Annotated in this window: 18 protein-coding genes and 2 pseudogenes; 15 read left to right on the top strand and 5 right to left on the bottom strand. The window is 71.2% G+C overall.

Features of this window, described 5'->3' with window-relative positions; genetic code table 11:
• Nucleotides 1-8: 8 nt before the first annotated feature.
• Nucleotides 9-551 (top strand): anthrone oxygenase family protein, encoded by a 543-nt coding sequence (locus Prubr_RS10955; RefSeq protein WP_212824579.1) that lies wholly within the window; start codon nucleotides 9-11, stop codon nucleotides 549-551.
• A gap of 42 nt (nucleotides 552-593) precedes the next feature.
• Here Prubr_RS10955 and Prubr_RS10950 read toward each other — a convergent pair.
• Nucleotides 594-2,680 (bottom strand): annotated as a pseudogene (locus Prubr_RS10950) (SpoIIE family protein phosphatase).
• A gap of 172 nt (nucleotides 2,681-2,852) precedes the next feature.
• On the opposite strand from Prubr_RS10950, the gene Prubr_RS10945 reads away from it, so the two are divergent.
• The 3 genes from Prubr_RS10945 to Prubr_RS10935 all read left to right on the top strand — a co-directional run bounded on the left by Prubr_RS10945 (nucleotide 2,853) and on the right by Prubr_RS10935 (nucleotide 8,191).
• A complete protein-coding gene (locus Prubr_RS10945) occupies nucleotides 2,853-7,223 on the top strand; it encodes a HAMP domain-containing protein (RefSeq protein ID WP_212824577.1) in 4,371 nt (1,456 codons plus the stop codon).
• Between the two features lie 61 nt (nucleotides 7,224-7,284).
• On the top strand, nucleotides 7,285-7,839 hold the full coding sequence (locus Prubr_RS10940; RefSeq protein ID WP_212824575.1) for a response regulator: 555 nt from the start codon (nucleotides 7,285-7,287) through the stop codon (nucleotides 7,837-7,839).
• A 76-nt stretch (nucleotides 7,840-7,915) separates the two neighbouring features.
• The gene (locus Prubr_RS10935) at nucleotides 7,916-8,191 is read left to right on the top strand and encodes a hypothetical protein (RefSeq protein WP_212824573.1); all 276 of its coding nucleotides are present in this window, start codon (nucleotides 7,916-7,918) and stop codon (nucleotides 8,189-8,191) included.
• A gap of 61 nt (nucleotides 8,192-8,252) precedes the next feature.
• Here the strand turns inward: Prubr_RS10935 and Prubr_RS10930 are convergent, their stop codons facing one another.
• Nucleotides 8,253-8,588, bottom strand: coding sequence for an STAS domain-containing protein (locus Prubr_RS10930; protein ID WP_212824571.1), 336 nt, complete (start codon nucleotides 8,586-8,588; stop codon nucleotides 8,253-8,255).
• Between the two features lie 133 nt (nucleotides 8,589-8,721).
• Here Prubr_RS10930 and hemL point away from each other — a divergent pair, with 133 nt between their 5' ends.
• The 8 genes and pseudogenes from hemL (at nucleotide 8,722) to mqnP (ending at nucleotide 17,233) form a co-directional block, all read left to right on the top strand.
• The gene (gene hemL / locus Prubr_RS10925; RefSeq protein ID WP_212824569.1) at nucleotides 8,722-10,062 is read left to right on the top strand and encodes a glutamate-1-semialdehyde 2,1-aminomutase; all 1,341 of its coding nucleotides are present in this window, start codon (nucleotides 8,722-8,724) and stop codon (nucleotides 10,060-10,062) included.
• Between the two features lie 16 nt (nucleotides 10,063-10,078).
• On the top strand, nucleotides 10,079-10,726 hold the full coding sequence (locus Prubr_RS10920) for a histidine phosphatase family protein (RefSeq protein WP_212824567.1): 648 nt from the start codon (nucleotides 10,079-10,081) through the stop codon (nucleotides 10,724-10,726).
• A gap of 4 nt (nucleotides 10,727-10,730) precedes the next feature.
• A pseudogene (locus tag Prubr_RS10915) lies at nucleotides 10,731-11,350 on the top strand (TlpA family protein disulfide reductase).
• A complete protein-coding gene (locus tag Prubr_RS10910) occupies nucleotides 11,350-12,174 on the top strand; it encodes a cytochrome c biogenesis CcdA family protein (protein ID WP_212824565.1) in 825 nt (274 codons plus the stop codon). Before Prubr_RS10915 ends, Prubr_RS10910 begins: the two are co-directional and overlap by 1 nt.
• Entirely contained in the window at nucleotides 12,174-13,814 is a 1,641-nt protein-coding gene (gene resB, locus Prubr_RS10905; protein WP_212824563.1) for a cytochrome c biogenesis protein ResB, read from the top strand. Before Prubr_RS10910 ends, resB begins: the two co-directional genes overlap by 1 nt.
• Nucleotides 13,814-14,812, top strand: coding sequence for a c-type cytochrome biogenesis protein CcsB (gene ccsB / locus Prubr_RS10900; protein WP_212824561.1), 999 nt, complete (start codon nucleotides 13,814-13,816; stop codon nucleotides 14,810-14,812). The genes resB and ccsB overlap by 1 nt, the downstream gene beginning before the upstream one ends.
• A gap of 58 nt (nucleotides 14,813-14,870) precedes the next feature.
• Nucleotides 14,871-16,334: a menaquinone biosynthesis decarboxylase gene (locus tag Prubr_RS10895; protein ID WP_212824559.1), complete on the top strand. Its 1,464-nt coding sequence runs from the start codon at nucleotides 14,871-14,873 to the stop codon at nucleotides 16,332-16,334.
• On the top strand, nucleotides 16,310-17,233 hold the full coding sequence (gene mqnP / locus Prubr_RS10890; RefSeq protein ID WP_212827862.1) for a menaquinone biosynthesis prenyltransferase MqnP: 924 nt from the start codon (nucleotides 16,310-16,312) through the stop codon (nucleotides 17,231-17,233). The genes Prubr_RS10895 and mqnP overlap by 25 nt, the downstream gene beginning before the upstream one ends.
• 30 nt (nucleotides 17,234-17,263) lie before the next feature.
• Here the strand turns inward: mqnP and Prubr_RS10885 are convergent, their stop codons facing one another.
• Nucleotides 17,264-18,250, bottom strand: a complete 987-nt coding sequence (locus Prubr_RS10885; protein ID WP_212824557.1) for a terpene synthase family protein — start codon at nucleotides 18,248-18,250, stop codon at nucleotides 17,264-17,266.
• A gap of 172 nt (nucleotides 18,251-18,422) precedes the next feature.
• Here Prubr_RS10885 and Prubr_RS10880 point away from each other — a divergent pair, with 172 nt between their 5' ends.
• Complete coding sequence (locus tag Prubr_RS10880) at nucleotides 18,423-19,061, top strand: UbiX family flavin prenyltransferase (RefSeq protein WP_212824555.1); 639 nt, start codon at nucleotides 18,423-18,425, stop codon at nucleotides 19,059-19,061.
• A 19-nt stretch (nucleotides 19,062-19,080) separates the two neighbouring features.
• Here the strand turns inward: Prubr_RS10880 and Prubr_RS10875 are convergent, their stop codons facing one another.
• Nucleotides 19,081-19,362: a BldC family transcriptional regulator gene (locus Prubr_RS10875; protein ID WP_212824553.1), complete on the bottom strand. Its 282-nt coding sequence runs from the start codon at nucleotides 19,360-19,362 to the stop codon at nucleotides 19,081-19,083.
• Nucleotides 19,363-19,604: 242 nt separating this feature from the next.
• Here Prubr_RS10875 and Prubr_RS10870 point away from each other — a divergent pair, with 242 nt between their 5' ends.
• Nucleotides 19,605-20,057, top strand: coding sequence for an Lrp/AsnC family transcriptional regulator (locus tag Prubr_RS10870; protein ID WP_212824551.1), 453 nt, complete (start codon nucleotides 19,605-19,607; stop codon nucleotides 20,055-20,057).
• A gap of 139 nt (nucleotides 20,058-20,196) precedes the next feature.
• A complete protein-coding gene (gene cds1, locus Prubr_RS10865; protein WP_212824549.1) occupies nucleotides 20,197-21,288 on the top strand; it encodes an L-cysteine desulfhydrase Cds1 in 1,092 nt (363 codons plus the stop codon).
• 77 nt (nucleotides 21,289-21,365) lie between these two features.
• Here the strand turns inward: cds1 and Prubr_RS10860 are convergent, their stop codons facing one another.
• Nucleotides 21,366-21,986 carry a putative glycolipid-binding domain-containing protein gene (locus tag Prubr_RS10860; protein ID WP_246568544.1) on the bottom strand — a complete coding sequence of 207 codons (621 nt, stop codon included), beginning with the start codon at nucleotides 21,984-21,986 and terminating at the stop codon, nucleotides 21,366-21,368.
• Nucleotides 21,987-22,087 lie beyond the last annotated feature (101 nt).

Genomic DNA, 22,087 nt, shown 5'->3' with positions numbered 1-22,087 from the left:
TGAGCCTGTTGACCGTCATACGCACCGCGGCGGCGCTGCTACTCGGCCTGTTCGCCGGCGGCGTCATCTTCACCGTGCTCGCCCCGTCCCTACGCGAGCTGCCCGGGCCCGCGTACGTCAGGTACTGGCAGGCGCTCAACGTCGACTACGGGCGGGCCATGCCGGTGCTGTTGCTGACCTGTGTCGCGCTGCTGGTCGCGACCTCCGCCCTGTCCTACCGGCGCGGTGGGACCACCTTCGCCCTGAGCCTCGCCGCGACCCTGTTGACGATCGGCGTCATCGTCCTGACCGTGACCTGGCTGGAGCCGCTCAACAGCACCGCGAACTCGTGGAACCCCGACGAGCCTCCCGACACCTGGTCGGCCCTGCGCGACCGCTGGTGGTCCCTGCACCTGGTCCGGACGGCGTCGGCGCTGGCGGCCTTCGTCTGCCTCCTGCTCGCGCAGGCCGTCGACCAGCCCCGGGCGGCGCTCGACCCGCGGTCCGAAGGCACCGGCGTCAGCGCGCCGCGTCAGCCGGAGGACGTGTCCGCCGCGGCCCGGCAGGGCTGAGCCCGCGTGATCATCTGGCCGCCGCCCGGGCCGGGCGGCGGATCAGGCGGTGCCGTCGTTGCGGATCACCAGGATGGCGATGTCGTCGCGCGGCGACTCGACCGAGAAGCCCAGGGTCGCACTCCGCAGCCGGGCCGCCACCACGTCGGCCGAATAGCCGGCGAGCGGGGCTGCCGCGTCACGCAGCCGCTCGGTGCCGAACAGTTCCCGGCCGCGCCGCCGCTCGGTCACCCCGTCGGTGTAGAAGACCAGCGCGTCGCCAGGGCGCAGCGGCACCCCCAGTGACGGTGAGGTGATCGTGTCGAGCAGGCCGAGGGCGGTGCCGCCGGTGCCGATGAACGAGGCCCGGCCGTCGGAGCGTACGAGCACCGGCCGGTCGTGGCCGGCCAGGTGCAGCGACACGTCGAGCAGGCCGTCGCCGGCCCGGCCGACCGCCGCGAGGGCGAGCGTGCAGTAGCGTCCGCCGCCGCGCTCGACCAGGGTCTTGTTGAGCCGGGCCAACGCCTCGGGCAGCGGTTTGCCGTCGCCGACGAGCACCCGGATGACGTCGCGGACCAGTCCGGTCACCGCGGCGGCCTGTACGCCCTTGCCGGACACGTCGCCGATGACCACCAGCCAGCGGCCGTCGGGCAGCGGTACGACGTCGTAGAAGTCGCCGCCGACGGCGGCGGTGTCGCCGGTGGGGACGTATTCGGCGGCGAACCCGATGCCCTCGACGACCGGCAGCACCGGGGAAGCAGTGACTGTTGCAGGGTGTGCGCGATCCGGCGGCGCTCGTCGTGGATCCGGGCGTTGTCGATGGCCAGCGCGGCCCGCCGGGCCACGTCTTCGAGGACCGCCACCTCGTCGGGGTCGTGCCGGTGCCGTTGGTGCCGGCCGACCGCCAGGGTGCCGAGCCGCTGCCCACGGGCGATCAGCGGTACGGCGATCCCGTCCATCGGCGCGCCGAGCGGCACCTGCGACCCGGACCGCGACGCCTCGCGCAGCCGTCCGTGGAGCGAGTCGGAGCCGTTCTCCTTGAGCAGGTCGTGGAGTTGGGGCAGCACCGATTCGTCGGCGTGGCTCGCCGCGGCCAGTTGCAGCCGGCCCCACTCGTCGGTGGTGTGCACCGCGCACCACTGCCCGAGCCGGGGCACCACGAGCTGCGGGATGAGGGCCATGGTCAGTTCGACATCGAGGGACTGGGCGAGCAACTCGCTGGCCTCGGCGAGGAACGTCAACCAGGTCTGCCGGCGTACGTCGGCCCGGCGCAGCCGGTCGTTCTCCAGGTGCAGGGAGAGCCGTTCGGCGACCAGCGCGGCCAGCGGCCGGGCATAGCCGGAGGGCGCCGCGTCGAGTTCGAGTTCACCGGAGTACGGCCGGTTGACCGCGAGCGGCACCCGCAGCAGATCGTCTTCGGGGCGTGGGTGCCGGCCGTACCGGGCGAGCAGTTGGGCGCCGGCGCCGTCGCCACGGTCGAGGCGGACCGTGCCGCCGGCGGCGCCGACCATCTCGGCGACCCGCGCGAGCAGGGCGCCGGCGAAGTCGGACAGCGTGTCGTCGGCGTAGGCGTCCGGGGCGACGTGCATCAGCGCGTTCATCGCGCCGGCGCTGGGTGCGTCGCTCGCCTCCGGCGCGGCCGGGATCATCGGGGTCGGCTGCGGCCCGGGGTTGTGGCGGTGGCCGGCGGCCGGCGGGTCGGGCGGTGGGCCGTTCTTGCGGTCGAGCCGGAACCACACGCCCTTACCGGTGGGCAGGTGGGTGGTGCCCCACCGGCTGGAGAAGTGGTCGACGAGCAGCAGGCCCCGACCCCGCTCGGATACTTCCGATATGTCCGTATGGTCATTCTTCGGGGTGACGCGTACCGTCTCGAGCGGTCCGGCCGCGAAGTCGGTGACCGTCACGGTCAGCCCGCCGGGATCGGCGACCACCTCGATGTCCAGTTCGGTCTTGGCGTGCATGACCGCGTTGGTCGACAGTTCGGTGGTCAGCAGCAGTGCCTCGTTGAGCAGTTCGTCGAGGTCGGCGTCGGCGAGCACCGACCGCACCACGGCCCGGGCGGCCGCCGGGGTACGCCGATCGGCGGGGAGCCGCACCTTGCGGACGTGCTCGTCCGCCCCGGTCGGGCCCTGTCCGGTCTCCGCTGACACCCCTGCATCCTCCACCGGCGGCCCCTGATCCTCCAAGCCGGGCACCCAACCGGGTGCCGCCCCAACCATGGTCACGCTCGCACTCGGCGCCGCAAAGGAGCAATGATGAGGTACCGGCCGGTAAAAACGGCCGGTTGACGTGCTGCCCTGTCCCAGATCTGAGCGAGGCGCGATGACGACGGCGAAACCGCAGGCCCCGGCCGCCGACCCGACCCGGTCCGAGGAAGCTGCCCTGCTCGACGAGTTGGCCGAGGCGCTGCGCAGGGTCCGCCGTGGCGAGCTGAAGACCAGGCTTCCCCGGCGCACCGGCGTGGGGAGCGAGGTCGTCGACGCCTTCAACGAGGTCGTCGGGCTCCAGGAGCGGCAGAACCTCGACGTACGACGGATCAGCCGGATCGTCGGTCGCGACGGTCGACTCACCGAGCGGCTGGACGAGGAGGGCTTCGACGGGGCGTGGGCCGACGGCCAGCGGGCCATCAACTCCCTGATCGACGACCTCGGTCGGCCGACCACCGAGATCGCCCGGGTCATCGTCGCGGTGGCGGACGGCGACCTCTCCCAGCACATGCACCTGGAGATCGACGGCCGACCGCTGCGGGGTGAGTTCCTCCGGATCGGCCGCACCGTCAACACCATGGTCGACCAGCTCTCGTCGTTCGCCGACGAGGTGACCCGGGTGGCCCGCGAGGTGGGCACCGAGGGCGAGCTGGGCGGCCAGGCCGACGTACGCGGCGTCGCCGGTACGTGGAAGGACCTGACCGACTCGGTCAACACCATGGCCTCCAACCTGACCCACCAGGTGCGGTCGATCTCGCAGGTGGCGACCGCGGTGGCCCGCGGTGACCTGTCGCAGAAGATCACCGTGTCGGCCCGGGGCGAGGTGGCCGAACTGGCCGACACCATGAACTCGCTGACCGACACGCTGCGGCTCTTCGCCGAGCAGGTGACCCGGGTGGCCCGCGAGGTGGGCACCGAGGGCAAGCTCGGTGGCCAGGCCGAGGTGCCCAACGTCGCCGGCACCTGGAAGGACCTGACCGACAGCGTCAACTCGATGGCGTCGAACCTGACCGCCCAGGTCCGCAACATCGCCCAGGTGTCGACCGCGGTGGCCAACGGCGACCTTTCGCAGAAGATCACCGTGGCCGCGCAGGGCGAGATCCTGGAACTCAAGGACACCGTCAACACGATGGTGGACCAGTTGTCGTCGTTCGCCGACGAGGTGACCCGGGTGGCCCGTGAGGTCGGCATCGAGGGCAAGCTCGGTGGCCAGGCACAGGTACGTGGCCTGTCCGGCACGTGGCGCGACCTCACCGAGAACGTCAACCAGCTCGCCGGCAACCTCACCTCCCAGGTGCGGAACATCTCCCAGGTGTCGACGGCGGTGGCGAAGGGCGACCTGTCGCAGAAGATCACCGTTGACGCCCGGGGCGAGATCCTGGAGTTGAAGTCGACGGTGAACACGATGGTGGATCAGTTGTCGTCGTTCGCCGACGAGGTGACCCGGGTGGCCCGCGAGGTGGGCACCGAGGGCAAGCTTGGCGGCCAGGCCCAGGTCAAGGGCGTCTCCGGCACGTGGCGCGACCTGACCGACAACGTCAACTCGATGGCGTCGAACCTGACCTCACAGGTCCGCAACATCGCCTCGGTCACCACCGCGGTGGCGAAGGGCGACCTTTCGCAGAAGATCACCGTTGACGCCCGGGGCGAGATCCTGGAGTTGAAGTCGACGGTGAACACGATGGTGGATCAGTTGTCGTCGTTCGCCGACGAGGTGACCCGGGTGGCCCGCGAGGTGGGCACCGAGGGCAAGCTCGGTGGTCAGGCCCAGGTGCGTGGCGTCGCCGGCACGTGGCGGGACCTGACCGACAACGTCAACTTCATGGCGTCGAACCTGACCGCCCAGGTCCGCAACATCGCCCAGGTGTCGACCGCTGTTGCCCGCGGCGATCTGTCGCAGAAGATCACCGTCGACGCGCAGGGCGAGATCCTGGAGTTGAAGTCGACGGTGAACACGATGGTGGATCAGTTGTCGTCGTTCGCCGACGAGGTGACCCGGGTGGCCCGCGAGGTCGGCATCGAGGGCAAGCTCGGTGGTCAGGCCCAGGTGCGTGGCGTCTCGGGCACCTGGCGGGACCTGACCGACAACGTGAACTCGATGGCGTCGAACCTGACCGCCCAGGTGCGGAACATCGCCTCGGTCACCACCGCCGTGGCCCGGGGCGACCTCGGCCAGAAGATCACCGTCGACGCGCAGGGCGAGATCCTGGAGCTGAAGTCGACCGTCAACACGATGGTGGATCAGTTGTCGTCGTTCGCCGACGAGGTGACCCGGGTCGGCCGCGAGGTCGGCATCGAGGGCAAGCTCGGTGGTCAGGCCCAGGTGCGTGGCGTCGCCGGCACCTGGCGCGACCTGACCGACAACGTCAACCAGCTCGCCTCCACCCTGACCACCCAGCTGCGGGCGATCTCCCAGGTTTCGACCGCGGTGACCCGCGGTGACCTGACCCAGCGAATCGCGGTCGAGGCGCAGGGCGAGGTCGCGGAGCTGAAGGACAACATCAACCAGATGATCGTCACGCTCCGCGAGACGACCAAGAAGAACGCCGAGCAGGGTTGGCTCGACTCCAACGTGGCCCGGATCGGCGGGCTGCTCCAGGGCCAGCGGGACCTCGGCGAGGTCTGCCGGATGATCATGACCGAGGTGACACCACTCGTCGACGCCCAACTCGGCGCCTTCTTCCTCGCCGACAACAACGAGGCCGTCACCCGGCTGCGGCTGACCGCCTCGTACGGCTACGTCGCCCGCGACCACGACGTCACCTTCGGCCCCGGGGAGGGGCTCGTCGGCCAGGTCGCGGTGTCCCGGCGGATCATCCGGGTCGGCACCACCGTCCCGTCCGGCCAGCTCACCCTGCGCTCCGGCCTGCTCGACGCGACCCCGCGCGACCTCGTCGTCCTGCCGGTCCTCTTCGAGGGCGAACTGCTCGGCGTCATCGAGTTCGCCTGCGTCGCAGCCTTCTCCGAACTGCACCTGACCTTCCTCGAACGGCTGGTCGCCACGATCGGGATCGCGCTCAACACGATCCAGGCCAACCGGCGTACGGAGGAACTGCTCGCCCAGTCCCAGCGGCTGGCCCACGAGTTGCAGGAGCAGTCGGCGGAACTGCAGCGCACCAACGCCGAACTGGAGGACAAGGCACAACTGCTGTCGGAGCAGAAGGGCAACATCGAGACCAAGAACCGCGAGATCGAGATGGCCCGGATCGGTCTGGAGGAAAAGGCGCAGCAACTGTCCCGGGCGTCGGCGTACAAGTCGGAGTTCCTGGCCAACATGAGCCACGAGCTGCGTACGCCGCTCAACTCGCTGCTCCTGCTCGCCCGGCTGCTCGCCGACAACACCGAGCAGAACCTCAGCCCGAAGCAGATCGAGTTCGCCCGTACGATCCACAGCGCCGGGTCCGACCTGCTCTCCCTGATCGACGACATCCTCGACCTGTCGAAGATCGAGGCCGGCCGGATGGACGTCGAGCCGGTCGAGGTCGACTTCACCGGCATCCAGGCGTACGTCGAGCAGGCGTTCGCCCCGCAGGCCGAGGAGAAGAACCTCGACTTCCAGGTACGGATCTCCAGGGACCTTCCGCCGGTGGTCGTCACCGACGCGCAGCGCCTCCAGCAGATCCTGCGCAACCTGCTCTCCAACGCGGTCAAGTTCACCGACACCGGGGCGGTCACGCTCCAGATCGGTCCGGCGCCGGAGGGGATGTACTTCGACGTACCGGCGTTGGCGACCGCCCGTCAGGTGGTGGCGTTCGCCGTGATCGACACCGGCATCGGCATATCCGACGACAAGCTGTCGCTGATCTTCGAGGCGTTCCAGCAGGCCGACGGCACCACCAGCCGCCGGTACGGCGGCACCGGGCTGGGCCTGTCGATCAGCCGGGACATCGCCCAGTTGCTCGGCGGCACGATCATCGTGTCGTCCGCGCCCGGCGAGGGATCGACGTTCACGCTGTTCCTGCCGGATGTGCTCGCCCCGGACGCGGTGGTGACGCCGGGACCGACCCCGCTGCCGCCCGCCCGGGTCAGCAGCCCGTCGCTGGTGCTGCCGGCCGTCGAGGAGTTGCCGGCCGCGCCGGTGACCCGCCAGCTCGACGGCGCCACGGTGCTGATCATCGACGACGACGTACGGAACGTCTTCGCCCTGACCAGCGCACTCGAACTGCACGGGATGACGGTGCTCTATTCGGACAACGGGGCCGAGGGGGTACGCCTGCTCGCCGAGCATCCCGAGGTCGATATCGTGTTGATGGACGCGATGATGCCTGACCAGGACGGATACGAGACGACCAGGGCGATCCGGCGCAACCACCGGTTCGCCGACCTGCCGGTGGTGTTCCTGACCGCCAAGGCGATGCCGGGCGACCGGGAGTCCGCACTGACGGCCGGGGCCAGCGACTACATCACCAAGCCCGTCGACCTCGACGACCTGATCGCGTTGATGGCCGACTGGGTCAACGGCGGCGGTCGGGAGGTGCAGGCGTGACCGTCCGGGCGTCCGGACCGGACGCGTACGCAGCCGGCACCACGACGAAGGGCTCCACCCAGTGACCGAGATGGCCAAAGCACTGCTCGTCGACGACCGGAAGGACAACCTGCTCGCCCTGGAGGCGATCCTCCAGGGGCTACCGGTGCAATCCGTCGCCGTCGAGAGCGGCGAGGCCGCGTTGAAACGGCTGCTCGTCGACGACTTCGCGGTGATCCTGCTCGACGCCCAGATGCCCGACATGGACGGTTTCGAGACGGCGAGCCACATCAAGCGTCGGGAACGGACCCGGCACGTGCCGATCATCTTCCTGACCGCCGCCGACCGCGACGCGCAACTCGCCCTGCGCGGCTACGCGGTCGGCGCGGTGGACTACCTCACCAAGCCGTTCGACCCGTGGGTGCTGCGGGCCAAGGTGTCGATCTTCGTCGACCTGTGGACCAAGAGCCGCCAGTTGGCGGCGCAGTCCGAGGCCGTGCGCGCCCGCGAGGCACAGTGGCGGTCGCTGGCCGAGGCGGTCGACGCGGCAACGGCCCAGCTGCGCTCCGACGATCCGCAGGCCCGCGAACGCGCCGTCGAACTGCTGGAACAGGCCCGCTGGAGATCCGGCACCTGACGGCCGTCCGCCGCGCCCACCCGGGGCACGCCCCGGGTGTCGTTTCCAGCGCTGTCGATGCGGGTAGTTGTGCAGCATGTCGCAGCGTGAGACCCTCCCCGCGCCCGGCCACCTCGACCGGCCGTACCGGCTTCACACGCTCGCGCGGCCCGACCCCGGCCGGCGGCGTACCGCGATCCTGCTGGCGCTGCTCAGCGGCCCGATCGCGGGGCTGCTGTGCGTACTGCTGGCCAACTCGCTGCTGGCCGGCGCCAGCGGCTGGCTACAGGCCGCCGTCTTCGTGGTGGTCGGGTTCGCCACCGGATCCGCGGTGCTCGGGGTGCTGGCCACGGTCGACGCCCGCGACCGCTGAGCGGCAGCGGCCGCCGCGCCCGCAGAGGACGCCGCGCCAGCAGGGGCGACCCCGGTTCGGATCAGCCCGCGGACTGCTCGTTGCGCACCATCAGCGCCGAGCGCAGGCCGGTGATGTCGAGCACCCGCAGCAGGAAGTCGCCCACGTTGGTGAGGATCAACGGGCTGCGTGAGTGGCTCGCCTTCCGGCTCAGCACGACGAGGGTGCCGAGCCCCTGGGAGTCACAGAACGTCACACCGGCCAGGTCCAGGACGATCCGGGGCGGCGGATCGGTGAGTAGTTCGTTGACTGTGCTCGACAGGCGGGCCGCGGTGAGCATGTCGATCTCACCGACCAGGGTCACCACCGCCTCGTCGGCCGTACGCTGCACCGCGATCGACAGCTCCGGACGCTCCACAAGGCCACCTTATCGCGCTCCCGCCCGCCCGGCCTGTCGACCGGTGACGGGTGGGTTCCACGCGGTGACGTGGACGGCCCGCGGCAGGGGTGGCTGCCGGCCAGCGCCGCAGCGCTGTCAGAATGGCAGCACCGTGACCGAGACTCATTCCGCCGGTGCCAGCCGTTTCCCGGCTGACGCGCCCGCCTCCGAGGCCCTGTTCGACCGCGCCCGAAGCATCATCCCGGGCGGGGTCAATTCTCCCGTGCGCGCCTTCCAGGCGGTCGGTGGCACGCCGAGGTTCATGGCGCGCGGCGCCGGCCCCTGGCTCTTCGACGCCGACGGCCGCCGCTACGTCGACCTGGTCAGCTCCTGGGGCCCGCTGATCCTCGGGCACGCCCACCCGGAGGTGGTCGCCGCCGTGCAGGAGGCCGCCGCCCGGGGCACCAGCTTCGGCACCCCGACCGCCGGTGAGGTCGAGCTGGCGGCGGAGATCGTCGACCGTACCCCCGTCGAGCAGGTCCGCCTGGTCAACTCCGGCACCGAGGCGACCATGTCGGCCATCCGGCTGGCCCGCGGGTTCACCGGCCGGTCGCGGATCGTCAAGTTCGCCGGCTGCTACCACGGGCACGTCGACGCGCTGCTCGCCGCCGCCGGCTCCGGGGTGGCCACCCTCGGCCTGCCCGACTCGCCCGGCGTGACCGGCGCCGCGGCCAGCGAGACGATCGTGCTGCCGTACAACGATCCGGCCGCGGTGGCGGCGGCGTTCGCGACCGACGGCGACCACATCGCGGCCGTCATCACCGAGGCCGCCCCGGGCAACATGGGCGTGGTCGCTCCCCGCGACGGCTTCAACCAGGAACTTGCCCGCATTGCGCACGAACACGGCGCCCTGTTGATCGTCGACGAGGTGATGACCGGATTCCGGGTCTCCGCCGGTGGTTGGGCGGGGCTCGACCCGGTCGACGCGGACCTGTTCACCTTCGGCAAGGTCATGGGCGGTGGGCTGCCCGCCGCCGCCTTCGGTGGCCGGGCCGAGATCATGGGCCGGCTCGCCCCCGCCGGTCCGGTCTACCAGGCCGGCACGCTGTCGGGAAACCCGCTGGCCTGCGCCGCCGGCCTGGCCACCCTGCGCCTGGCCGACGCGGCGCTGTACCGCCGGCTCGACGAACTGTCCGCCACCGTGGGCAAGCTGGCCTCCGACGCCCTGGCCGCGGCCGGCGTCCCGCACCGGCTGTCGTACGCCGGAAACATGTTCTCGATCTTCTTCACCGAGGCCGACGTCGTCGACTACGACAGCGCGCGCACGCAGGACACCGCCGCGTTCCGGGCCTTCTTCCACGCGATGCTCTCGGCCGGGGTCTACCTGCCGCCGAGCGCGTTCGAGTCGTGGTTCGTCTCCACGGCGTTGGACGACGCCGCGTTGGAACAGATCGCGGCGGCCCTTCCGGCCGCTGCCGACGCGGCCGCGGCCGCGCGGACGCACGGTGGTTGACAGGCGGGGGTGAACGGTGGCTGAGACGGTCGTCCATGTGCTGCGGCACGGTGAGGTACACAACCCGGAGAAGATCCTCTACGGGCGACTACCCGGCTACCGCCTGTCCGAACTCGGTACCCAGATGGCCAAGGCGGCGGCGCAGGCACTGGCCGACCGGGACATCTCGTACGTCGTGGCGAGCCCGCTGGAACGGGCGCAGGACACCGCCGAACCGATCGCCGCGCAGTTCGGCCTCCAGGTCGCGGTCGACGAGCGGCTGATCGAGAGCGGGAACTGGTTCGAGGGCAAGCGGGTGTCGCCCGGCGACGGCTCGTTCCGCGACCCCCGCAACTGGTGGGTGCTGCGCGACCCGGTGACGCCGTCGTGGGGCGAGGCGTACACCGTGATCGCCGAACGCATGTTCGCCGCCGTGCACGCCGCCCGGGTCGCCGCCGAGGGCCGCGAAGCGGTCTGCGTCTCGCACCAGCTGCCGATCTGGACGCTGCGCCGGCACGTGGAACGCAAGCGGCTGTGGCACGACCCGCGCAAGCGGCAGTGCGGGCTGGCGAGCCTGACGTCCTTCCACTTCGACGGCGCCAAGGTCGTCGGGATCGGCTACTCCGAGCCGGCCGCGCACCTGGTCGCCATGTCGCCCGGGGCCCGTACGGCCAAGGGGGCATGAGGCCATGTCGAGTTCCGCCACGAAGGCGGCGACCGGGGCGGGTGTGAGCCGCAGGGGCCGGCGCGGCGGCCTGACGGTGCTGCTGGCCCTGCTCGCGGCCGTCGCGCTGGCGGGCTGCACCCGCGACAGCGGTTGGGAGCAGAACTGCGATACCACGCCGGACGGCGTGATCGAGTGCGCGCCGGACAGCCGGCCGGGGCCCCCGAAGTCACCGGTGAGCTGCTCGACGGCGGCCGCTACGACCTCACCCAGGACCGGGGCCAGGTCGTGGTGGTCAACTTCTGGGGTTCGTGGTGCGCGCCGTGCCGGGCCGAGGCCGCCGACCTGGAAGCCACCTTCCAGGCGACCAGGGACAGCGGCGTGCGCTTCATCGGCATCAACGTGCAGGACGCCCGCGACAAGGCCATCGCCTTCGAGGAGGGCCGGGTCAGCTACCCGAGCCTCTTCGATCCGGCGAGCCGGCTTGCGCTGGAGTTCGAGGTGCTGCCGCCCAACACCGTTCCAGCGACCGTGGTCCTCGACCGCGACGGCCGGATCGCGGTGGTGATCCGCAAGGCGGTACGGCAGGAGACGCTGGAACCGATCGTCGCCCGGATCGCCGCGGAACGGCCGCAGGACCGCTGATGGGCGACACCTTCGCGGAGATCGCCCAGGGCGGCCCGCTGCTGCTGGCGATCGGCGCGGCCACCCTGGCCGGCCTGGTCAGCTTCCTCTCCCCGTGCGTGCTTCCGCTGGTGCCGGGCTACCTGTCGTACGTGACCGGACTGGCCGGCGCCGACCTCGACGCCCGCCGCCCGGCGACCCCGGCGTCCGGCGAGGAAACCGGCGGCGGGGTCGCCGTGGCGACCCGTACGCCGGTCGCGGCCCGGGGCCGGGTGCTGGCCGGGACGCTGCTGTTCGTCACCGGGTTCACCGTGGTCTTCACCGCGACCGCGATCCTGTTCGCCGGCATCGGCCGGGTGCTGTTCGAATACGAGCGGGCCCTGGAGATCGGTGCCGGGCTGATCGTCATCCTGCTCGGCCTGGCCTTCCTCGGCGTCGTACCCGGCATGCAGCGCGAGTTCCGCATCCAGAAGCTGCCGTCCGCCGGGCTGCTCGGCGCCCCGGTCTTCGGGGCGGTTTTCGCGCTTTCCTGGGTGCCCTGCGTCGGCCCCACCCTCGGCGCGGTGACGACGATGGCCGCGGTCAGCGGCCGGACCGACCGGGCGGTGGTGCTCGCGGTCGCGTACTGCCTCGGGCTGGGGCTGCCGTTCGTGGTGTTCGGGCTGTTCTTCCAGCGGCTGCTCGGGGTCTTCCGGGCCGTCCGGCGCAACAGTCGCTGGGTGACCCGGGTCGGCGGCGCGCTGCTGATCGTCATCGGACTGGCTCTCATCACCGGCGGTTGGCAGGACTTCGTGATCTGGTTGCAGACCACCTTCAACGTCGGCGACGTGACGGTGGTGATCTGATGTCCGTCGTCGAGGACCGGGTCGCCCCACCCGCCGCCCCGCCGCCGCGCCGACCCAACCGGGTGCTGGCCCTGCTGCGCAACTCGTGGCGGCAGCTCACCAGCATGCGTACGGCGCTGGTTCTGCTCTTCCTGCTCGCCGTCGCGGCCATCCCCGGCTCGATCCTGCCGCAGCGCGACGTCAACATCGAGAACGTCGAGGCGTACCGGCGGGCGAACCCGGACCTCTATCCGATCCTCGACCGGCTCGGCGGGTTCGACGTCTTCGCCTCGCCGTGGTTCTCGGCGATCTACGTCCTGCTCTTCGTCTCGCTGGTCGGCTGCATCGTGCCCCGCCTGCGGGACCACGTACGCGCCCTGCGGACCGCGCCGCCGGCCGCGCCGCGCCGGCTCGACCGGCTGCCGCAGCACGCGCTCCTGGCCGGCCCGGCCGCCGACCCGGCGGGGATCGCCGCGGTGCTGCGCAAGCGGCGGTGGCGGGTGGTGGTTCGCGACGGCGAGGTGTCGGCCGAGAAGGGCTACCTCAAGGAAACCGGCAACCTGGTCTTCCACTTCGCCCTGATCGGTGTGCTGTTCGGCGTCGCGTTCGGCTCCTGGTACGGCTGGCACGGCAACCGCCTGCTGGTCGCCGGCCCGGACACCGCGTTCTGCAACAACCTCCAGCAGTACGCCGAGACCGGACTCGGTCCCCGGGTCGACGCGGCCGACCTGCCGCCGTTCTGCCTGGAACTGACCGACTTCGACGCCCGTTTCCGGGACACCGGGCAGCCGTCGTACTTCCAGGCCAGCGCGAAGGTCGACGAGGCCGGCGGCGCCGCACGCGACGTCGAGTTCTCGGTCAACTCGCCGCTGCGCCTCGACGGCGCCAACGTCTACCTGCTCGGCCACGGCTACGCCCCGGTGATCCGCTACACCGACCGGCTCGGCCGGGCGCAGACCTCGGTGGCCCCGTTCCTGACCACCGACGGCAACCTCACCGGCGAGGGTGTCGCCGCGTTCCCGGACGTCAACATCGATCCGGCGACCGGTGACCGTGACCCTAACCAGCAGATGGCGTTCGAGGGCATCTACCTGCCAACCGCCCCGGACGCCCCGCCGTACGTCCGCTCGGTGTTCCCGGCCGAGGAGTCCCCGGCCCTGATGCTGATCGCCTACCGGGGCAACCTGGGCCTGGACGCCGGTATCCCCAGCTCGGTCTACGTTCTCGACCAGCGCCAGGTGCAGGCCGGCAAGCTCAACCAGGTCGGCGAGGCGAAGCTGATGCGCCCCGGCGAGAGCTGGACGCTCGACGACGGCTCGACGGTCGAGTTCGTCGGCACCCGCGAGTTCATCACGCTGTCGGTCCGGTACGACCCGGGCGAGCGGATCGTGCTGATCAGCTCGATCGTCATGCTCGCCGGCCTGATGATGTCGATCTTCGGCAAGCGCCGCCGGATCTGGTTCCGGACGGTGTCCGGTACGCCGACAGCAGGGGCCGGACCGGCGCGGAAGAGCGGCTCGGAGGCCCCCGCCGCCGCTTCCACGACGGACGGTAGTAGCTTGTTGGAGGCCGGTGGGTTGCCGCGCACCGACTACTCCGGGTTCGCCGACGAGTTCAAGCAACTCGTGGCGGCGGTCGAGCGCAGCGAGAGGAACAGCTGATGGCCGCACTGTCCGACCAGCTACTGGTGGTCTCGATCATGGCCTATCTGGTCGCCATGATCTGTCACGCCGTCGAGTTCGCGTTCGGCGACCGCAGCGTGGTGGGCCGCGTCGCCGTCCGGCCGGCCCGCGAACCGGCCCTGGTCGGCGCCGGTGCCGCCGTCGAGCCGCCGCCGGTCGCCGTCGAGCCGCTGTCCGCCATCGACGGGCCGGCCGGCGCGCAGCCCGACGGCCCGCAACCGTCCGGCCGGGCCGCGCTCGCCGGTCGGATCGCCGTCGTCCTCACCGTCGTCGCCGCCGTCGTGCACCTCGCCACCCTGGTCACCCGGGGCATCGCGGCCGAACGCATGCCGTGGGGCAACATGTACGAGTTCGTGCTCGCGATCACCTTCGTGGGCATCGCCGCCTGGCTCGGCCTGCTGCTGCGCCGGCCCGCCCTGCGGCACCTCGGGCTGTTCATGACCCTCGTCATGGTGCTGCTGCTCGGCGTGACCGGCCTGGTCATCTACACCCCGGTCGGCCCGCTGGTCCCGGCGCTGGACTCGTACTGGTTCTACGTGCACATCTCGGCGATCGGGTTCGCCTCCGGCGCGTTCGTGCTCGGCATCGTGCCGGCGGTGCTCTACCTGCTCCGCAACGGCTACGACCAGGGCAAGCGCAGCTTCCCGTACAGCCTCGCCGAGCGGGTGCCGGCCGCCGACGTACTCGAGCGGCTCACCTTCCGGATCCACGCCTTCGCCTTCCCGCTGTGGACGATGGGCGTCATCGGCGGGGCGATCTGGGCCGAGGCGTCGTGGGGCCGCTACTGGGGCTGGGACCCCAAGGAAACCTGGTCGTTCATCTCCTGGGTGATCTACGCCGGCTACCTGCACGCCCGGGCCACCCCGAGCGTGAAGCGTACGGTCGCCACCTGGATCGCGATCATCGGCTTCCTCACCATGCTGATGAACCTCTTCGGCGTGAACCTGTTCTTCGAGGGCCTGCACTCGTACGCCTGACCGGGTCGGGCGAACCGACCCGCGGCCGTACGTCGACCGGAAGGAAAGTCTGCGAAGCATGGCGGCACGTGGGTTCCCGTACCAGGATCTGAACGACTTCCTCGCGGCGCTGGAGAGCGCCGGCGAACTGCGCCGGGTCGGCGTACCGGTCGACCCGACGCTGGAGATCAGCGAGATCGTCACCCGTACGGTCCGGGCGCACGGTCCGGCCCTGCTGTTCGAACGCCCCACCCGGGGCGAGATGCCGGTCGCGATCAACCTCTTCGGCACCGAGAAGCGAATGGCGATGGCGCTCGGCGTGGACGACCTGAACGAGGTCGGCGCCCGGATCGGTGCCATGATCAAGCCCGAGCTGCCGGTCGGCTGGTCCGGCATCCGCGAGGGTCTCGGCAAGGTGCTCCAGCTCAAGTCGCTGCCGCCGAAGAAGGTCAAGACCGCGCCCTGCCAGCAGGTCGTCTACAAGGGCAAGGACGTCGACCTGAACCGGCTGCCCGGCCTTCAGGTGTGGCCCGGCGACGGCGGCATCTTCCACAACTACGGGCTGACCCACACCAAGCACCCGGAGAGCGGCAAGCGCAACCTCGGCCTCTACCGGCTCCAGCAGCACTCGCACAACACCCTCGGCATGCACTGGCAGATCCACAAGGACTCCACCGCACACCACGCCGTCGCCGAGCGGCGCGGCGAGCGGCTGCCGGTCGCCATCGCCATCGGTGCCGACCCGGTGGTCTGCTACTCCGCGTCCGCCCCGCTGCCCGGCGACATCGACGAATACCTGTTCGCCGGCTACCTGCGCGGTGAGCGGGTCGAGATGGTCGACTGCCTCACCGTCCCGATCCAGGTCCCGGCGCACGCCCAGATCGTGCTGGAGGGATACATCGAGCCGGGCGAGCGGCTGCCCGAGGGCCCGTTCGGCGACCACACGGGTTTCTACACCCCGGTCGAGCCCTTCCCGGTGATGCACGTCGAGTGCATGACGATGCGGCGCGACCCGGTCTACCACTCGATCGTCACCTCGCAGCCGCCGCAGGAGGACCACGGCCTCGGCAAGGCGACCGAGCGGATCTTCCAGCCGCTGCTCAAGCTGCTGATCCCGGACATCGTCGACTACGACCTGCCGGCCGCCGGCGTCTTCCACAACTGCGCGATCATCTCGATCCGCAAGCGCTACCCCAAGCACGCCCAGAAGGTGATGAACGCGATCTGGGGCGCCCACCTGATGTCGCTGACCAAGCTGATCGTCATCGTCGACGAGGACTGCGACGTCCACGACTACAACGAGGTCGCCTTCCGGGCCTTCGGCAACGTCGACTACTCCCGCGACCTGCTTCTCACCGAGGGCCCTGTCGACCACCTCGACCACTCGTCCTACCAGCAGTTCTGGGGTGGCAAGGCCGGCGTCGACGCGACCCGGAAGCTGCCCACCGAGGGCTACACCCGGGGTTGGCCGGAGCAGATGACCATGTCGCCGGAGGTGCGCTCGCTCGTCGACAAGCGCTGGAAGGAATACGGCATCTCGTGACCACCACCGCACCGGCACCCGGTCGGGTGAAGGCGTTCCTGCGGCTGGTCGCCATCGAGCACTCGGTCTTCGCGCTCCCGTTCGCCTTCCTCTCCGCCCTCACCGCCATGCAGGTCAACGGCGGCCGGGTCCGCTGGCTCGATTTGCTGCTGATCACGATCGCGATGGTCGGGGCGCGTACCTTCGCCATGGCCGCCAACCGGATCATCGACCGCCGGATCGACGCCCGGAACCCGCGTACGGCCGGTCGGGAACTGGTGACCGGGGCGGTGAGTGTCCGGACGGCCTGGACCGGCGCGATCGTGGCGATCGTCGTCTTCCTCGCCGCGGCGGCCGCGCTCAACCCGCTCTGCCTCGTGCTGGCCCCGCTCGCCGTCGTGCCGCTGGTCGTCTACCCGTACGGCAAGCGGTTCACCGACTGGCCGCACGCCATCCTCGCGGTCGCCCAGGCGGTCGGGCCGGTCGGTGCCTGGCTCGCCGTCACCGGCACGTTCGACGGATCCGGGCCGGCCTGGCTGCTCGGCGCGGCCGTCGGGCTGTGGATCGGCGGGTTCGACCTGATCTACGCCTGCCAGGACGCCGCCGTCGACCGGGAGATCGGGGTCCGGTCGGTGCCGGCCCGCTACGGCATCGGCTGGGCGCTGCACGCCTCCACCGTCGCCCACGTGGTGACCTTCGCGCTGTTCGTCTGGTTCGGGGCGCTGGTCGGCTTCGGCTGGCCGTGGTGGATCGGGCTGGTGCTGACCGCGGCCGCCTTCGCCTATCAGCACGTGGTGGTGACGCCGACCGACCTGTCGCGGGTCAACCGGGCCTTCTTCACGGCCAACGGCTTCGTCGGTATCGCGCTGTTCTTCTTCGCCCTGCTCGACCTGCTCCTGCGGCTCGGGCTGCGGGCCTGACGGCGCTCCCGGGGCGGCCGGCAGCGGTCGTCAGCCGGCCCGGGAGTCCGGCGAGCAGGGTGCCGGCCGGGCAGCGGCCCGCCCGCGGTAGCGGGCCGACTCCAGCGACCAGTCGATGGTGCCGCGCACCGAGTTGGCCACCCCGTCGAGATACTCCGCCAGCGGCCCGTCGACCGCCGGACCGAACCGGGGCAGCGCCGCCCGCAGTTCGGTGAACCGCCGCATCGCCGCCCGCCACCGTGTCTCCACCGCCCGGATCGCCTCGGCCACCGGCAGCCGCTCCTCGGCGGCCACCGCCAGCACCAGGTTGTGGCCGCCGGCCACCGCCGTGTCGTGCTCCAGTGAGACCACGTCGTTGAACCAGGACAGCAGGTCGTTGGCGGTGGTGGCGATCTCGCGCACCAGCGGGTGCCGGTGGATCCGGTCCGGCAGCGCCGAGCCGGTCGCGAACTCGATCAACGTGTACGACACGTACGCCGCCGACGTGGCGCGGCGCAGTTCGACGTACTCGGCGATTCCGGGGCGCCGGCCGGTCGCCTTGTTGCCGGCCTCGACCAGCACCCCGTCGAGGTGGTGTGCGACCGCGTCGACGAACCGGGTCCGGGCCGCGGGCGGCAGCCGGTCGTACGGCTCGCGCCAGGCGTCGACCAGCATCCGGTGCAGCGGCCCGGTGAACAGCGCGTCCGGGCCGGCCGAGGCGGCGGCTCCGGTCCGCAGCACCGTCAGGATCTCGTCGCGTACGGCCCGCAGCTGACCCGGGCCGGGCACCGCCGGACCGTCCCAGGCGTCGTCGATCAGGAAGAACCAGGTGAACAGCGCGGTCAGGGTACGCAGGTCGTCTGCGGAGGCCGTCGGGTAGAGGCGGCCGGCGTAGCGGGCGAAGCCGCCGGAGGCCAGCCGTCGGGTGCCGGTCTCGTCCAGGGGCAGGCCGGTGCCGCGTACCCAGTCGACCAGCCAGCGCTGTACCTCGTCGGCGTACGGGGAGATGCGTGGCGGGATCGGGCACGCCGCGTGCATCGGTCGTGCATGATCGATACTCAATGCCCTACCCTCCGCGCGTACCGGCCTGCTGCCTCGTCACGACCACCCGGCATCGCGTACCCGATGGGAAGACCGGATCGGCATCGGGGTGGAATGGCCGGGTGGGCCGGTGATCAGCCGGCCGCCGTCTCACGAGAGGCTAGACGCTATGCGAAGGCCGTGGGTGATCGGTGTCTCAGGTGCGTCCGGTACGCCGTACGCGGCGGCCGTGCTGCGCGCCCTCGTCGACGCGGGTGAGGCGGTGGATCTGGTGGTCTCCCGGGCCGCCCGGCTCACGATTCTCGACGAGACCGGGCTGCCGTTCCGGGACGGGCGCTGGAGGGACGACCTGGCGCAGTGGTTGGGGCGCGACTTGGCGACCGCCGACGTTGTGCACTGGGCGGCCGGCGACCTGGCCGCCGGCCCGAGCAGCGGGTCGTATCCGGTGCGCGGCATGGCGGTGGTGCCGGCGAGCACGGCGGCCTGCGCCGGGATCGCGATCGGCCTGTCCAAGGACCTGCTCCAGCGGGCGGCGGAGGTCAACCTCAAGGAGCGCCGGCCGGTGGTCGTGGTGCCCCGGGAGACCCCGGTGACCCGCAGCCACCTCGAACACCTGATCGCCCTGTACGACGCCGGCGCGGTGGTGCTGCCGGCCAGCCCGGGCTTCTACGGTGCGGGCGCGACGGCGTCCGCCGCGCAACTCGTCGACTTCGTGGCCGGCAAGGTGCTCGACGCGCTCGGTGTCGAGCACCACCTCTTCCGGCGCTGGGCGGGCGAGTTGGGCGCCGCTCGCGCCGAGGGAGCCTGAGCGTCCCGCCGAGGATGGGTCAGTGCATGCCCATGTTGCCGGCACCCGGCGAGCCGGGGCTACCCGGCGTCGCCGGACCGGTGTTGCGCGGCCGGTTCTCGGGACCCTCTTCGAGGTCCTCGAGAACGCCCTCGCCCTCCAGCAGGGCCCGCACCTCCGATTCCCGGAAGCGCCGGTGTCCGCCGGGCGTGCGGATGCTGCCGATCCGGCCGGCCGCGGCCCATCGGGTCACGGTCTTCGGGTCGACGCGGAACAGCGCAGCCACCTCGCCCGGCGTCAGCAGACGGTCACCAGTGTCCACAGCCCCCTCCTCGCGTCGACAGAGTCTCCGGGCAGCTCACGCCACCCCCGCGGGGCGTGGGCCGGAGTCTTTGATAGGGACGTACGGTCATTAGAGCACCGCTAGCGTGCCGTGTCCGGGAAACGCGGAAAACGCACTGTGTGGGAAGTTAGCGGGTAGTATTTGCGAACTAAGTTTGTTTTGGTCGATTTGTTTCGACCGCCTCGCGTCGGGTCCGGCCGATCCGATTAGGGTCTGATGCCGTGGACGCCATTGATCTGAGCCTGGTCGAACTGTTGCGGGCCAATGCCCGGCTCTCGTTCGCCGAACTCGCCCGGCAGGTCGGACTGTCGGCGCCAGCGGTGCACGAGCGGATCGGGAAGCTGGAGGCCAGCGGGGTGATCCGCGGCTACCGCGCGGACGTCGAGCCCGAGGCGGTCGGGTTGGGGGTGACCGCGCTCATCGGCGTCGTAGAGGACTCCGGCGGCGACACCGACGACCTGCTCGCCGCGTTCCGTGCCATTCCGGCGATCGAGTCGTGCTATTTCCTGGCCGGTGTCGAGTCATTCCTGTTGAAGGCGCGGGTCGGCACCATCGCCGAACTGGAGCAGTTGATCGTACGGGTCAATCGGACGCCGGGGGTGGCGTCGACCCGTACCGCGATCGCGCTGTCGACCAAGTGGGAGAACCGTCCGCAACCCATCTCCCCGGCCTGACGCCGCCCGGGCGGGCGCGTCCGTCCCAGGGGGCGTCGATCATGGAGAAGTTGCGCGACAAATCGGTGCGGAACAGGCGCGCTTTCCCCTTGATCAGCGGGAGGGGCGGGCCGGCAAGCGGCCCTGTTACGGTCGGCGGATGGAACACCTGGACCGATGCGACGCCGCCGACCGGGCCTGGGTCACCGAAGCGATCGCGATGGTCGAGGCCGACGCGAACCGGTCCGCCGACACCCACCTGCTGCCGTTCCCGCTGCCCCGCGAGTGGGGCGTCGACCTCTACCTCAAGGACGAGTCGGTCCATCCGACCGGCTCGCTCAAGCACCGGCTGGCCCGGTCGCTGTTCCTCTACGGCCTCTGCAACGGCTGGATCGGCCCGCGTACCACGATCGTCGAGGCGTCGTCCGGCTCGACCGCGGTGTCGGAGGCGTACTTCGCCCGGATGCTCGGCCTGGAGTTCATCGCGGTGATGCCGGCCTCGACATCGCCGGAGAAGATCGCGCTGATCGAGTTCCAGGGCGGCCGGTGCCACCTCGTCGCCGATCCCGCCGCCGTCGTGGTCGAGGCCCGCTGGCTCGCCGACGACCTCGGTGGCCACTTCATGGACCAGTTCACCTACGCCGAGCGGGCGACCGACTGGCGTGGCAACAACAACATCGCCGAATCGATCTTCAGCCAGTTGGCCCTGGAACGGCACCCCGTACCCGCGTGGATCGTGACCGGCGCGGGCACCGGCGGCACCAGCGCGACCATCGGCCGCTACGTCCGCTACCAGCGGCACCCCACCAAGATCTGTGTCGTCGACCCGGAGAACTCCGCCTTCTACCCGGCCTGGCAGGCGGCGGACTGGACGATCCGGACCGGCCGCGGCTCCCGCATCGAGGGGATCGGCCGGCCCACCGTCGAGGCGTCGTTCCAGCCGTCGGTCGTCGACCGGATGGTGCGTGTGCCGGACGCGGCGTCGCTCGCCGCGATGCGGGCCGCCTGCGCCGTACTCGGCCGCCGGGTCGGTGGCTCCACCGGTACGAATCTGTGGGGCGCGTTCGGCCTGATCGCCGGGATGCGCGCCGCCGGTGAGACCGGCTCGGTGGTCACCCTGCTCTGCGACGGCGGCGAACGGTACGCCGACACCTACTACGCCGACGGGTGGGTCACCGCGCAGGGACTGGACCTGACGCCGTACCGGGCGACGGTCGAGCGGTTCCTGGCCGACGGCACCTGGCCGGCCTGACCCGCGGCCGGTCCGGCTGGCGTGGGTCCCGTCCGGCTGGCGTGGGCGCGGTCGGCCAGCGTCGGTGGCCGACGGACTCAGGGACGGGTGGCCAGGCCGGGATAGCGGGTGACGTACCCGTCGCCGTCGATGTCGATCTCGGCGGTGAAACCCTCGCTCTCGAAACGCACCCGGCCACCAACCAGAGCCGTGTACGACTGCTCCGCCGGAATCACCTCCAGACTCGGCAGCAGCACCCAGGCCACGGTGATCTCGTGCGTGGTGCCGGGCGCCGCTTTCTGGAGGCCGAGCCGCCGGATCGGCAGCGTGTTGAAGAGTGGATTGCCGCTGACATCGACGTCGAGCGCCGACTCGAGGCGGTCCGGGTCCTCGCTGCCGGGCAGCCCCGCACCCGGATGGCCGCCGGCCCGCAGCACCGCGTCGAGATCACCCTGCTCACCCGTCGCGGCCCGCCACCGCCCGGCGGCCCGCTCCAGCCGCAGCGTACGCCGCCAGCCGCTGCCCTCGACCGTCAGCTCCAGCCGGCCGGTCCGCCACGCCTCGTCGGTCGACAGTTCGTATTGGCAGGTGTAGGCGATCGGATCGACCGCCACCGCCACCCCCTTGACGGCCAGGCCACGCCGGTCGTCGATCAGGGCGTGTTCGGCGCCCGGTACGTCGGTACGGGTCCAGTACAGCGACTTCGGCATCGTCGACATGGACCGGACGTTACCGCCGTCGGCCGCCGCCCGCCGGACGCTCGGCGTACGCCGGACACGGCGAGGGCCGGCGGTGTGGACACCGCCGGCCCTCGCCGTGC

It is taken from the genome of Polymorphospora rubra, assembly GCF_018324255.1.
Classification (GTDB): Bacteria; Actinomycetota; Actinomycetes; order Mycobacteriales; family Micromonosporaceae; genus Polymorphospora; species Polymorphospora rubra.
This window is presented reverse-complemented; position numbering and strand designations above follow the sequence as displayed.